Annotated in this window: 14 protein-coding genes; all 14 read right to left on the bottom strand. The window is 36.5% G+C overall.

Going from position 1 to position 13,326, the window contains the following annotated elements:
- The 14 genes from BLR62_RS02905 to smc all read right to left on the bottom strand — a co-directional run bounded on the left by BLR62_RS02905 (position 1) and on the right by smc (position 13,259).
- Positions 1–279: an EscU/YscU/HrcU family type III secretion system export apparatus switch protein gene (locus BLR62_RS02905; protein ID WP_090792942.1), complete on the bottom strand. Its 279-nt coding sequence runs from the start codon at positions 277–279 to the stop codon at positions 1–3.
- Positions 276–2,060, bottom strand: a complete 1,785-nt coding sequence (locus tag BLR62_RS02900) for a hypothetical protein (RefSeq protein ID WP_090792939.1) — start codon at positions 2,058–2,060, stop codon at positions 276–278. Before BLR62_RS02900 ends, BLR62_RS02905 begins: the two co-directional genes overlap by 4 nt.
- A gap of 15 nt (positions 2,061–2,075) precedes the next feature.
- Positions 2,076–2,849, bottom strand: a complete 774-nt coding sequence (locus tag BLR62_RS02895; RefSeq protein ID WP_090792935.1) for a ribonuclease HII — start codon at positions 2,847–2,849, stop codon at positions 2,076–2,078.
- A 167-nt stretch (positions 2,850–3,016) separates the two neighbouring features.
- Positions 3,017–3,862 (bottom strand): ribosome biogenesis GTPase YlqF, encoded by an 846-nt coding sequence (gene ylqF / locus BLR62_RS02890; RefSeq protein ID WP_090792933.1) that lies wholly within the window; start codon positions 3,860–3,862, stop codon positions 3,017–3,019.
- Between the two features lie 11 nt (positions 3,863–3,873).
- On the bottom strand, positions 3,874–4,413 hold the full coding sequence (gene lepB, locus BLR62_RS02885; RefSeq protein ID WP_090792930.1) for a signal peptidase I: 540 nt from the start codon (positions 4,411–4,413) through the stop codon (positions 3,874–3,876).
- 97 nt (positions 4,414–4,510) lie between these two features.
- The gene (gene rplS / locus BLR62_RS02880; RefSeq protein ID WP_090792929.1) at positions 4,511–4,855 is read right to left on the bottom strand and encodes a 50S ribosomal protein L19; all 345 of its coding nucleotides are present in this window, start codon (positions 4,853–4,855) and stop codon (positions 4,511–4,513) included.
- Between the two features lie 138 nt (positions 4,856–4,993).
- The gene (gene trmD / locus BLR62_RS02875) at positions 4,994–5,716 is read right to left on the bottom strand and encodes a tRNA (guanosine(37)-N1)-methyltransferase TrmD (protein ID WP_090792927.1); all 723 of its coding nucleotides are present in this window, start codon (positions 5,714–5,716) and stop codon (positions 4,994–4,996) included.
- Positions 5,716–6,231 carry a ribosome maturation factor RimM gene (gene rimM, locus BLR62_RS02870; RefSeq protein WP_090792926.1) on the bottom strand — a complete coding sequence of 172 codons (516 nt, stop codon included), beginning with the start codon at positions 6,229–6,231 and terminating at the stop codon, positions 5,716–5,718. The genes trmD and rimM overlap by 1 nt, the downstream gene beginning before the upstream one ends.
- Positions 6,232–6,307: 76 nt before the next feature.
- Complete coding sequence (locus tag BLR62_RS02865; RefSeq protein ID WP_090792924.1) at positions 6,308–6,535, bottom strand: KH domain-containing protein; 228 nt, start codon at positions 6,533–6,535, stop codon at positions 6,308–6,310.
- A gap of 14 nt (positions 6,536–6,549) precedes the next feature.
- The gene (rpsP, locus tag BLR62_RS02860; RefSeq protein ID WP_090792923.1) at positions 6,550–6,819 is read right to left on the bottom strand and encodes a 30S ribosomal protein S16; all 270 of its coding nucleotides are present in this window, start codon (positions 6,817–6,819) and stop codon (positions 6,550–6,552) included.
- Between the two features lie 80 nt (positions 6,820–6,899).
- Positions 6,900–8,252 carry a signal recognition particle protein gene (gene ffh / locus BLR62_RS02855; RefSeq protein ID WP_090792921.1) on the bottom strand — a complete coding sequence of 451 codons (1,353 nt, stop codon included), beginning with the start codon at positions 8,250–8,252 and terminating at the stop codon, positions 6,900–6,902.
- Between the two features lie 13 nt (positions 8,253–8,265).
- The gene (locus tag BLR62_RS02850; protein ID WP_090792919.1) at positions 8,266–8,592 is read right to left on the bottom strand and encodes a putative DNA-binding protein; all 327 of its coding nucleotides are present in this window, start codon (positions 8,590–8,592) and stop codon (positions 8,266–8,268) included.
- Between the two features lie 75 nt (positions 8,593–8,667).
- Positions 8,668–9,672 carry a signal recognition particle-docking protein FtsY gene (gene ftsY, locus BLR62_RS02845; protein ID WP_090792918.1) on the bottom strand — a complete coding sequence of 335 codons (1,005 nt, stop codon included), beginning with the start codon at positions 9,670–9,672 and terminating at the stop codon, positions 8,668–8,670.
- A 20-nt stretch (positions 9,673–9,692) separates the two neighbouring features.
- Positions 9,693–13,259 (bottom strand): chromosome segregation protein SMC, encoded by a 3,567-nt coding sequence (gene smc / locus BLR62_RS02840; protein WP_090792916.1) that lies wholly within the window; start codon positions 13,257–13,259, stop codon positions 9,693–9,695.
- Between the last annotated feature and the right edge of the window lie 67 nt (positions 13,260–13,326).

Here is a 13,326-nt window from a genome sequence, read left to right as displayed (position 1 = left end):
TTAATTTCTCGTTTTCTTGTCTACTTGATAAACATAAGCAAAAACTTCTGCTACTGCCTGGTAAAGATCTTCAGGTATTTTATCATTGATATTTAGTTGAGATAAAACTTCAACTAAACTTTTATCTTCTTGAACAGGTACATCGTTCTCGTTCGCCCGCTTTAAAATTTCATCTGCGACATACCCTTGCCCTTTAGCCTTAACAACCGGCGCTTGAGCTTTAGTCTGATCGTATTCTAGTGCAACAGCTTTTTTTCTATACGGATTTTTACGTGTCATATTTTCACATCCAAACGATTGGAAGTCGTACTCGAGTTTTGATAATCCGGTTTAATCATTAAATCATTTGTGTTTTCTGGCATCGGTTTATAATAAACAGAGCCAAGCTTATAATTCAGATCATCAAGTCCTTTTTCTAATGATGGTTTATAATCATTTAAAACGGCAGATAGGTCTTCCTCATTATATACGGTAACTTGAACCATCCGATTTTGCACATTCATATCAATCATTGTTTCGCCGATATAACCTAACTCTAAAAAGAAAGCAATTCGGCAATAGTTTGAATCAATTCGTTCTTCTTCATCTTTACGACTGTAAAATTCCAAATCAATCGCCTGTTCACTTCCAAACATACCCGGGATTTGTGTTGCAACATGAATAAAGTTAGGATGATCCTGTATCGTTGAAAGTTGTTGATTCGTAAATTGATTAAGCATCGTTTCAATCTCTCTTACTTGAGGCCCTGATTCATTTAACGCTTGCATTAACAACTGTTTTAACGGTGGTTGCGAAAGTTCATTCGGTTCTTGATTTTGAGCTAATTGATGTTCATAATCAAGACCACTCGTCTGAAAATAATCTTTCATATGAATTAGAAACTGATCTTTTACTGAAAAAACAGACGGTGATTGGTCAACGACACGGTTTAGTTTACTGAATATAGCCTCTTTTTCAGCAGGCTGAAATTGAGCGTTTGTAATTCTTTGTAATTCAGGAAAGAGTTGATCCAGTTTACTTTTTTCTGGTGATGCGACAAAACGATCCATATCTTGAGCGAGATTAGTTGGTAATTGAGCTTTTAATTTTACTTGAACATCTTCTGATTGCAAGGCATTTTGAAGTTGCTCGAGTTGCTTAACTGTGGTTTCACCCATATTCTGCTCAATCGTATTGATGGCTTTATTTAGCTGGAAAAGTTGTTTATTTGAAATAGGGATTTGTTTTTCAAATCGGCTAACTAATGTTTGCTGTTCATCCGATAAACGGCCTGCGTTTTCTGCAGTTGCATTGTTTATATCAACCGAACGAGATTGGACTGAGATATCTGATGTTTCCTGTGATTGAATCGATTGATTTGCTTTACCCATTTGATTCGTTGGTTGTTCTATGAGATTCATTCTCTTTGTTTGACTCACTGGCTGGTCGAATTTTAATAACGTTTGTAACTTATCTTGTAATTGATTTAATACTTGTGATTGATTCGGTTGTTGCCTTAGCGCTTGCAATAAATCAACGGCTTGTTGTTGAAACGATTGAGATGCTTCTTTGGTCGAATTAAGTGCATTAAAAACAGTCTCAGTAAGAGGTAATCGCTTAGTAATCATTTCTTTAATAACCTGAGTACCTTCTTTAGATGGGTTTTGTTTTATCAACTGATGTAAATTCTCAACATCTTTTTTGTTCATAGGCACGTGGTCATTAATTAAGTCTTCTATAAATTGCGCTTCAGATTTCGTTGGTTTAATACCTAGCTCTTTAAATAATTGCATGACTTGATCCTTAACATTTGATGTTGCCGATCGGTCAATCACTTTTAACGTGGGTGTCTCACCAGCCGTTTCAACTTCAAACAAATAAGACTGTCCATTCTCCAGTGCCGCTTCTAACTTAGCGGTCAATTGATGAGAACCTAATTGCACCGTTGCCAACTGATTGACGTGTAACTGTTTTATTTTACCTAAAAGAACTTGACCTTCTTTTAAAGAAGGCGACTTCATTGTCGCATCAGACATTTTGGTTTGCATTTGTGATGAAATTGCAGAAAATAATGATGGCAATTGAAACCCTCCTTTTTAGTCACGTATATGTTGTTTAACTGGTGCAAAAGAATAGCGGTGAATGGGACTCGGCCCATTTTCTTTTAGACCTTGTAGATGTGCCTTCGTACCATATCCTTGGTTCTGATCAAAACCATAGCCAGGATACTTTTTATGATAAACCTTCATCATTCGGTCTCTCGTTACTTTAGCAATAATACTTGCTGCAGCAATTGAAATACTCTTCTGATCACCCTTAATAATGGATTGTTGATCATAACCTAATCGTTTCAATTCAACTGCATCGATTAACAAATAATCAGGTTCCACAGAAAGGTTATCAATAGCATCTTCCATTGCCATTATAGATGCTTGATAGATATTATGCTGGTCAATTAAATCATTGTGTACGATGCCAACACCAATCGCTTCAGCTTTTTCTTCAATAATCGAAGCAAACATCTCGCGTTTTTTTTCTGATAATTGCTTCGAATCCGTTAGACCTAAAACATCAAATTCAGGCGATAAAATAACAGCCGCTGCAACAACTGGACCTGCTAATGGCCCTCTGCCTACTTCATCAATCCCAGCAATATACTGTATATTTTGTTCATACAACTGATGTTCATATTGTGTCATAGCCACGAATTGATCGTGCTGCTGTTTAATCTGTTCTTTTTGTCGTTCATAACGCTTTATTTCCTGTTGAATGCCTTTACGTTGATCCGCTTTTAAACATTCCAAATCTTTTTCACTGAAATTGCCTGTTTTAAACATATCTTTTACTTGATTAACTGTCCATTGTTTCATTCGGAAACTCCTTTTCGTTCACTACTATTATTATCGACGTATTTAAGCTAATTTTTAAGCGTTTTACGATGGCAAAAAGAATGATTTATTTTCTAATTTTATAAAAAAACAAGCAATGCGACTTAAATGCATTACCTGTTTATCTTCACACAATCATTTCATTTTGTTTAATTAGGAAATTCGATAGTCACCGGTCCTATTTTACCTGACCTAAAATCTCGAATAATAAGCTCAGCGGTTTTCACCTGATCAATCGTGTTACCAGATGCAATGGCACCTCTTAATCGTCCAATTTGTTCAAATAAATCTACTGTTGACATGTCATTCGATTGTAATTGGTATCTCTCAACTAATAAATTGGGATAATGCTCTTTTAATATATCTAATACATACATCGCAATTTCTTCAATTGTCAATAATTGATCTTTGATCATACCCAAGGCTGCTAATCGATAGCCCACTGCTTCATCTTCAAATTTAGGCCATAATATACCCGGTGTGTCGAGTAATTCAAAATCTTTTTTTATCTTGATCCATTGTTGAGCAGTTGTTACACCCGGCTTATCGCCTACTTTTGTGATCTTCCGATTCGCTAAGCGATTAATAAGCGTTGATTTCCCAACATTGGGTACGCCAATGATCATAGCTCGAGCTGGCCTTGGCCGAATGCCTTTCTTCTTTAATTTTTCCATCTTGGCTGCACCCATCTCTTTAGCCAAATCAACAACAGATTTAATATCTGATTTGTCATTTACGTTTACAGCAATTCCCTTTATACCTTGAGATTGTAAATGGGAAATCCATTTCTTTGTTTGCGAGGAGTCTGCCAGATCTTTCTTCATTAGCACTTGCATTTTTGGTTTTTGTTGTAACACGTCATTTAGCATTGGATTCGTTGAAGAAATAGGCGCTCTAGCATCAACCAATTCAATAACAAAATCAACTAATTTAAGCTTCTCTTGTACTTCTCGCTTTGCTTTAGCCATATGTCCAGGAAACCATTGAATACTCACATTTATCACCTCTAGCTTACAATTTGTATACGTCTTAATGGCCAATACGTTAACACAGCTTGTCCGATAATATCATCTTCTTCAACAAGACCAATCGCTCTTGAATCCGTTGAATTTTGACGATTATCCCCTAAAACAAAATAGTGTCCTTCTGGGATGACACCTTCAAATATATAATCATCTGTATATGTTAAGCCATAGGCTTGATTATTTCTTATTTCATCGATAAAAGGTTCATCAATTGACTCACCATCTATAAAGAGTTGGTCATCTCTAATTTCTACTGTCTCACCAGGTAAACCAACGATTCGTTTGACATAGTCTTTCTCTTCTGTAGCGTTAAAAACAATCACGTCAAAACGAGCAGGGTCACTAAAGCGATATGAAACCTTTTCAATGATCACATGGTCATCACTTCTAAGTGTGGGTAACATGGAAGGACCTTCTACCGCAATTGGCATAAACACAAATGCTCTTAGTATCCAAACGAGCACAAAAGCTATTAAAATTGCCTTCAACCAACTAAACCATTCTTTTTTTCGGTCTGACATAAGTGCATGATCCTCCATTACAATTACATTATATATTTCATTTTATGTAAGATTGAAAAAAGGAGCTTGATTAATCAAGCTCCTTTTCCTCACGTCATTAGCGACGTTCTTTAATACGTGCTGCTTTACCACGTAAGTTACGTAAGTAATATAGTTTCGCACGACGAACTTGTCCACGACGTGTTACTTCGATCTTATCAACACGTGGAGAATGTACTGGGAAAGTACGTTCAACGCCTACACCGGAAGAAATCTTACGTACAGTAAATGTTGCACTAATTCCACCGTTTTGGCGCTTAATGACAACACCTTCAAATACCTGAATACGCTCACGCGTTCCTTCAACAACTTTAGCGTGAACCTTTACCGTATCACCAGGACGGAAGTCTGGGCGGTCTGTACGAAGTTGTTCTTTTGTTACGTCTGCAATTAATTGTTGCATGTGTATACACTCCTTCTCAACTAATGTTCGTATCCGAAGAATTCGCGACAGCGGAACATCGTTTATTGCTTAAGTCTCTACTTAAGTCCAACAGAAAATATATCATAATTATAGATAAAAAGCAAGATCTAACTATGGTTATTCTTCACTTAGCCACTCTTTTTCTTTTTCACTTAATGGATAATTCTCTAGCAAATCTGGACGACGTTCCTTTGTCCGTTTTAAGGATTCCTTTTTACGCCAATCAGCTATTTTTTGGTGATTGCCTGAACGCAAGCTCTCTGGTACTTGCATACCTTTATAATCAGCTGGTCTCGTATAATGAGGATGTTCAAGCAAACCAGTAGAAAATGAGTCTTCTTGAGCCGATGCTTTATTGCCCAATACTTCAGGTAGTAAACGAACGATACTATCTGTAACGACCATCGCCCCTAGTTCACCACCTGTTAAGACAAAATCACCAATTGAAATCTCATCAGTTACAAGATGTTCACGAATTCGCTCGTCATAACCTTCATAGTGACCACAAATAAAGATAAGGTGATCTTCTTCTGACAATTCTTCAGCTTTTTTTTGAGTGAATGTTTCTCCTTGTGGACACATTAGAATCACACGAGGATTATCTGTCGTCTCTTCTTTAATGGAATCAACACAATCAAATATAGGCTGGGGCATTAGCACCATACCGGCACCCCCGCCGTATGGATAATCATCAACTTTATTATGTTTATTAGTTGCAAATGATCGAAAATCAAAAGTCCTGTATTGAAATGCATTTTTTTCTTGAGCTTTTTTCATAATAGAGCTTTCCATAACACCTGTGAACATGTCCGGAAATAAAGTTAAAAAATCAATTTTCATTATGACAACAACCCTTCAATGGGATCGATTGTAATTAATTGTTTTTCTAAATCTACCTCAATCACAACATCTTCTATATACGGTATGAGTATATCTTTTCCTTTAGCTGGTTTTACAACCCATACATCATTTGCACCGGGAGAAAGAACATCACTGACTGTTCCGATATGTTCTTGATCAATTGTTTGCACATCACAGCCTATGATTTGATGGTAGTAATAACTGTGTTCTTCAAGTTCAGACTGTTCTGATTGATGGATTTTTAATAAAGAGTCTTTCAATGGTTCAACTTCGTTAATGGATTCATAACCCTCAAAACTTAACATATCAAACCCTTTATGAACCCGGTGGTGCTTAATCGTTAATTCAATCGGTTCAGACGTATCATTTGAAAATAAATACAAACGATTACCAGGTGTAAATCGATCCTCGAAGTCTGTAATCCTTACCACTTTTACTTCACCTTTTATACCATGTGTATTGACTATTTTCCCTACATTGTAATAGTGAGTCATCCTGTTCACCTTCTTAATCGTATAGTGAGATTTTATATAGATACAGAAAACAGGGAAAGGTTACCCCTCCCCTGTTTTACATAATGTCAAGATAAATACGTTTTTTTGTATCTGAACTTGCTGCATAAACAATTGTACGAATTGACTTAGCAATCCGACCGTTTTTACCAATGACTTTCCCGACATCATCAGCATGAACAGTTAAATGATAAACTGTTTTATTGCTTTCATCTTTTTCTGTTACCTCTACCTCATCGGGATAATCGACTAACGGCTTAACAATCGTGCTTATTAAGGCTTTCATGTTATCACGCTACCTTATTGGTTTTTTTGGTCGTGGAATTTCTTCATGATGCCTTCATTTGAAAATAAATTACGAACTGTATCACTTGGCTTAGCGCCGTTAGTCATCCAGTTAAGTGCTTTATCTTCATCTAATTTCACCTCAACCGGGTTTGCAACCGGGTTGTATGTGCCAATTTGTTCAATAATACGACCATCACGTGGAGAACGTGAATCCGCAACTACTACACGATAAAATGGGTTACGTTTAGATCCCATACGTTTTAAACGAATTTTTACTGCCATGTTTTGCACCTCCATTAATAAATGTTTAACACAATTTTAGATTCTATCAGATTGTGCGAAGTCTGTAAAGTGTTTTTACATTACATAAAGGGTAAATTCATACCTTTTTTACGTTTTCCTTTTTTTCCACCTTGTGTGCCAGACATTTGCTTCATCATTTTCTTCATTTCTTCAAATTGTTTTAATAAGCGATTAACTTCTGAGACAGGACGTCCTGAACCCTTCGCAATCCTCTTTTTCCGTGAAGCGTTCATTAAAGAAGGATCTTGTCTTTCGGCTTTTGTCATTGATTTAACAATCGCTTCAACATGGACAATTTGTTTATCATCAAATTGAACATTTTTTAAACCTTTCATCTTGTTAGCGCCTGGAATCATCCCTAATAAATCTTCCATAGGCCCCATGCTTTTGACTTGTTCCATCTGTTCAAGGAAATCATCAAAGGTAAATGTGGCTGATCGCATTTTTTGTTCTAGTTCTTTTGCTTTTGTTTCATCAACGTTGTCTTGAGCTTTTTCAATTAAAGATAACACATCACCCATGCCTAAAATACGGGATGCCATTCTTTCTGGATGGAATGCTTCTAACTCATCCAATTTCTCGCCCATACCCGCAAACTTAATTGGTTTTTGTGTAACAGCTTTAATGGATAAGGCCGCACCACCTCGAGTGTCACCATCTAACTTCGTTAATACAACACCCGATAAATCAAGTTGATCATCAAAGCTTTCAGCCACATTCACAGCGTCTTGACCCGTCATCGCATCGACAACTAAAAAGATTTCATCTGGTGTTAGATTATTCTTAATCTGTCCAAGCTCATCCATCAGATGTTCATCAACGTGTAAACGGCCAGCCGTATCAATAATCACATAATCCAAATGCTCTTCTTTTGCATGAAGAATGGCTTCATTAGCGATATCGACTGGATTTGCTTCAGTTCCTTTAGAAAACACTGGTATATCGAGTTGCTTTCCAACAGTCTGTAATTGATCAATCGCAGCTGGTCTGTATACGTCAGCAGCTACTAATAGTGGTTTTCGATTGTGTTTTTTTCGTAAATGATTGGCTAACTTGCCAGATGTTGTCGTTTTACCTGCACCTTGCAAACCGACCATCATAATAACAGTTGGTGGACGTTCACTAACCGCTATTTTACTTTGCTCTCCACCCATTAAATCAGTTAATTCTTCTTTTACGATCTTAATAACTTGTTGACCGGGCGTTAAACTATCCATGACTTCAGCACCAACAGCACGTTCTTTAATACGTTTAACAAAATCTTTAACCACTTTGAAGTTAACGTCCGCTTCTAATAGCGCCAAGCGCACCTCTCGTGTCATCTCTTTAACATCTTGCTCGCTAACTTTTCCCTTACCTGTCATTTTTTTGACCGTACTTTGTAGACGATCAGCCAAACCTTCAAATGCCATAGAGGAAACCCTCCTACTCTATTTCTTTTAGTGATGATACATACTGTTTAATGTCCGTATAAGACGCTTTTTCAACGGCTTGGGACAACTCATTTAATAGCTTTTGACGAGTCAAAAACTTATCATACAATTTAAGTTTGTCTTCATAACTCTCTAGCATCGCTTCTGTTCTTCTAATGTTATCATATACAGCTTGTCTTGAAACATGGTAAGTCTCAGAAATTTCACCTAATGAATAATCTTCTAAATAATACAACTCCATGTAATTTCTCTGTTTCGGTGTCAATAACTCTTGATAAAAATCAAACAGAAAGTTAATACGTGTTGTCTTTTCTAACATGAAAAGCACTCCTTGTTAAGTAAAAAAGCTTTACTTAGAAATACTAGATGATTCCAGATAGGTTGTCAAGCAGGCTTACATTTCATCATCTGTAAGCATATCAGCAAATAATCCATAGACGAATGCATTAGGGTCAAATGCTTCTAAATCCGTCATTTTCTCCCCTAAACCAACAAACTTAACTGGAATGTCGAGTTGTTTTCGTATTGCTAGTACAATACCACCTTTGGCTGTGCCATCTAATTTCGTTAAGACGATACCAGAAACATCTGTTGCTTCAGAGAATGTCTTAGCCTGGCTTAAAGCGTTTTGACCAGTTGTCGCATCTAATACGAGTAAAACGTCATGCGGGGCATTAGGAATTTCTCGTTCAATAACACGCTTAACCTTACTTAATTCATTCATCAGGTTAACTTTATTTTGTAATCTTCCGGCCGTATCACACAATAAAACATCCGCTTTTCTTGACTTAGCCGCTTGAATACCATCATAGATGACAGCAGCTGGGTCACTTCCTTCACCATGTTTAATCACATCAACACCAACACGCTCACCCCATGCTGATAATTGTTCAATCGCACCAGCACGGAATGTGTCACCTGCGACGAGTACAACCTTCTTACCTTCTTGTTTCAATTGATAGGCCAATTTACCAATTGATGTTGTTTTCCCAACACCGTTAACACCAACGAATAAAAAGACTGACAAATCATCCGGCTGAATATTTAAAGGCGCTTGTGTCTTAAATGTATCCTCTCCACCTGTATAAATTTCAACCAACTTCTCTGAAATGACTTCTTTTAAATCTCTAGCATCTTTTATATTTTGACGCTTAGCTTCCATTTCAAGCTCTTCAACAAGATCCATCACTGTGTTGACACCAACATCAGCTGATATTAAGATCTCTTCTAAATCTTCGAAAAATTCTTCATCAACTTTTCGATAGCGGGCTACTAAATCATTTAATTTTGTTGAAAAAGATTCTCTAGTCTTTTCCAACCCCGATTTATACTTATCTGATACTTCTTCTGTTTCAGCTGATGCTGAAAATTTTTCTTTTAATTTTTTCAAAAAACTCATATCTATTTTCCCTTCTTCACTTAAGATTCGATTAAAGATGCTGTTTCTTCAAGCTTGACTGAGACAAATCGAGATACACCCGATTCTTGCATGGTCACACCATACAACACATCAGCACCTTCCATCGTACCTTTACGGTGTGTAATAACGATGAATTGAGTATCTTGGCTGAATTCATTTAAGTATTGACTAAAACGGCTAACGTTTGCTTCATCTAGAGCGGCTTCAACTTCATCCAATACGCAGAATGGCACAGGTCTCACACGTAATATTGAAAACAATAATGCAATCGCTGTTAATGCACGCTCACCACCAGATAAAAGACCGAGCTGTTGTGCTTTTTTGCCTGGCGGTTGAGCTTTTATTTCAACCCCTGTTGTTAATAACTGGTTAGGATCGGTTAATTTTAATTGTGCGTGCCCACCGCCAAATAATTTCTTAAATACTTCAGTGAATTCGATTTGAATTTGTTCAAATGTTTCTTCAAATCGACGCTGCATTTCCTCATCCATTTCAGAAATGACTTGATGAAGTGTTTCTTTTGCTTCTAGTAAGTCTGTTTGTTGGTCTTTTAAAAAGCTAAAACGTTCATTTATTCGTTCATATTCTTCAATAGAACCTAAATTCACTGTCCCCATCTCATCAATGGTTCGCTTCAGTAATTTAACATCAAGCTGTGCTTTTTTTACATCTTCAACTTTAGAATACGTCTCTTTAGCATAGTCATAACTCATCTCGTACGTTTCTTCTAGACGCTTCAAGCGATTATCCAATTCAACATCTAATCGATTGGCTTTGACTTCCATTGACTGACGCTTTTCGCTTAATGCTTTGCGCTGCTGGCGAATCGTTCGGTTATGCGCTTCTGTTTCTTGTAACTGTGTTGTTAATGTCAAGCGTTCTTGCCTCTTTGCTTGAATGTGTTCAGCTAACGCATCTTTTTCTTGTTTTTTCACTTTAATTGTTTCGTCTAAGTCCTCTATTTGTTCAAGTGCATTTTCAAATGCTTCAATTTGATCGCGTTCTTTATCAATTTCGGCTAATTCATTAGAGACAGATTCAACTTGATTGTTCACTTTATCTAACTTTTCTTCTTGAAAGGTGAGTGATTGTTTCAATTCAGCTTGTTTTACTTCTAATGTTTGAACATTTTTAACGATCGCATCTTTATTTTCTTCTAAATTTGTTTTGTCTGTTTGTTTGTCTTCAATTTCTCGTTCAACGACCGTGATTCTTTCTTCAACTCTAGTCTGAGCTTTCTCTTGTTCTTTTAACTTTTCAGATAATTGAGTACGTTCATCCTTTGCTTGTTGATCTGAACGCATCCTTTGCGTTAACTGCTCTTTATAATGATCGAGTTTAAATTGATTATTTTCAATTATTTTATCGACTTCATCAATTTTTTCTTGTTGTTTATTAATAATGGATCGTTGTTCATGAATAGCTTTTGTTAATTGATTCATTTTTTGTTCAGTTTGATCAACTTGTTTTTTATAATCGTTAGCACGTTGGTGATAACCCTTTAAGGTCTCTGATAACTGCTGCAATTCTTGTTCTCGGGTGAATAAAGATTGTTGCGTATTTTTCTTTGCACCACCTGTCATTGTCCCACCTGGATTAACAATATCACCATCTAGTGTTACGATGCGGTACATGCGATTTACAATAGACGCTAACTGATTGGCATCCTTTAGTGATTTAGCAATAATCGTTCGGCCTAACAAATAATCAGCAACGGATTGATAAGTTCGGTCTATTTGAACCGCTTCACTCGCTAGTGTCACAAAGCCATGATGTTGCTTGACTTTCGTTAATACATCAGCTGGTATTGGGCGTGGTTTAATGACATCCATCGGAATAAACGTCGCACGACCTTGTTTTGTTTCTTTTAGATAGGTTATTGCCTTTCTAGCACTCGCTTCATTGCGAGCCACTACATGCTGGGCTTGAGCGGCCAATGCCGTTTCAACCGCCGTTAAATAGCCTTTAGGAATGTCTATTAGTTCAATAACGGCACCTTCAATATGTGACAGCTTTTTATGATCTCTCGCTTTTAAAACGGCTTTTACGCCATGGTAGAACCCTTGAAAATCTTCTTTCATTTCTTCAAGCGTCTCTTTTCGAGATGACAACTTATCGATCTGACGGTATCCTTGATCAAGTTTCGATTTCATCTCATCAAATTGCTTCGAAAGATCGTTTAATGTCACCTCGTCTTTTTCTAGTTTGTTCTTTAATTCTTCCATTTCAGCCATTAGAATCACTTTATTTTCTTCATTCGATTCTTTTTCATTCTCCAATGTTGAAATGAAATGCTCTTGTTCCTCATAGACCTGTTGCTTTGATTCTTGTTGTTGGTCTAATTGTGATAAACGATCATTTATAGTCTCAATTCTGTGCTTTTCTGTTGCTCGATCATTTAATAAATCAATATAATCTGCTTTTAACGATTCAATCTCACGCTCAATCGATTGAACATCTTGATTCAGCTTACCTCTCTCTTCCTTTAACTGCTTATCGATATCAAACTTCGATTGTTTGATTTTTTCTAATTCACGCTTCTCTTTATTTTTTTCTTCGTTTATTTTTTCTAATTGTTGTTTTAATAAAGTTTGGCGTTCTTTTAATTTATCTTGATTATCAGAAGAGTGTTTAGCACGTTCAGACAATAAATTTTTCTCACCTGTTAATTTTTCAAGCGTTTGCGTTGCAGCAAGTAACTGTTCTTGATCTGTCTCGATCCCTCTATCTAAAGCCTCTATATCAGCTTGTTGCTTTTCAATTTGGCTATTCTTAACATTTACTTCCACATCATACTGCTCTTCTTTTTTCTTATACTTATCGATGTCTTTTAAGAGCTGTTGCCACTCTTCATGTAAGGATTCAATTTCAGTTCGAATTAGTGCTACTTCTGATTCTTTTAATTGATCCTTCACATTTAAATACTCTTTGGCAAGTGAAGATTGTTGTTTTAACGGTTCTAATTGACCTTCTAGTTCATAAATAATATCTTCAACGCGATTCAAATTTTCTTGAGTTTCAGCCAATTTGTATTCCGCTTTTTTCTTACGATTTTTATATTTCAAAACGCCAGCTGCTTCTTCAAAAATGATACGACGTTCTTCTGCTTTAGAGCTTAAAATCTCTTCAATCTTACCTTGTCCAATAATCGAGAATGCTTCACGGCCTAATCCCGAATCTAAAAACAAGTCAATAATATCTTTTAACCTGCAGGACTGTTTATTTAAGAAAAACTCACTCTCACCAGATCGATAGACGCGTCTTGTAACGCTCACTTCTTGATAATCAATGGGTAATGCGTTCTCTTTATTGTCAAGGACGAGCGTGACTTCGGCCATATTTAATGGTTTACGTGTATCGCTCCCTTGGAAGATCACATCCTCCATTTTCGAGCCACGTAATGATTTCGCGGATTGCTCACCTAATACCCAACGAATAGCATCTGTAACATTACTTTTCCCACTACCATTTGGGCCTACCACAGCTGTAATACCAGGAACAAAATCGACTGATATCCTCTCAGCAAATGATTTAAATCCGACTGATTCAAGCTTTTTTAGAAACATGTTATTCACCTATTTTCATTTAGTGCTTTTTGACTTCATATTGAAGGAAATAACGGATTCGCTCTTT

It is taken from the genome of Pelagirhabdus alkalitolerans (assembly GCF_900096905.1).
Lineage (GTDB): Bacteria > Bacillota > Bacilli > Bacillales > Amphibacillaceae > Pelagirhabdus > Pelagirhabdus alkalitolerans.
The sequence above is the reverse complement of the archived record's forward strand: the minus strand, read 5'-3'. Positions and strand labels throughout refer to the sequence as shown.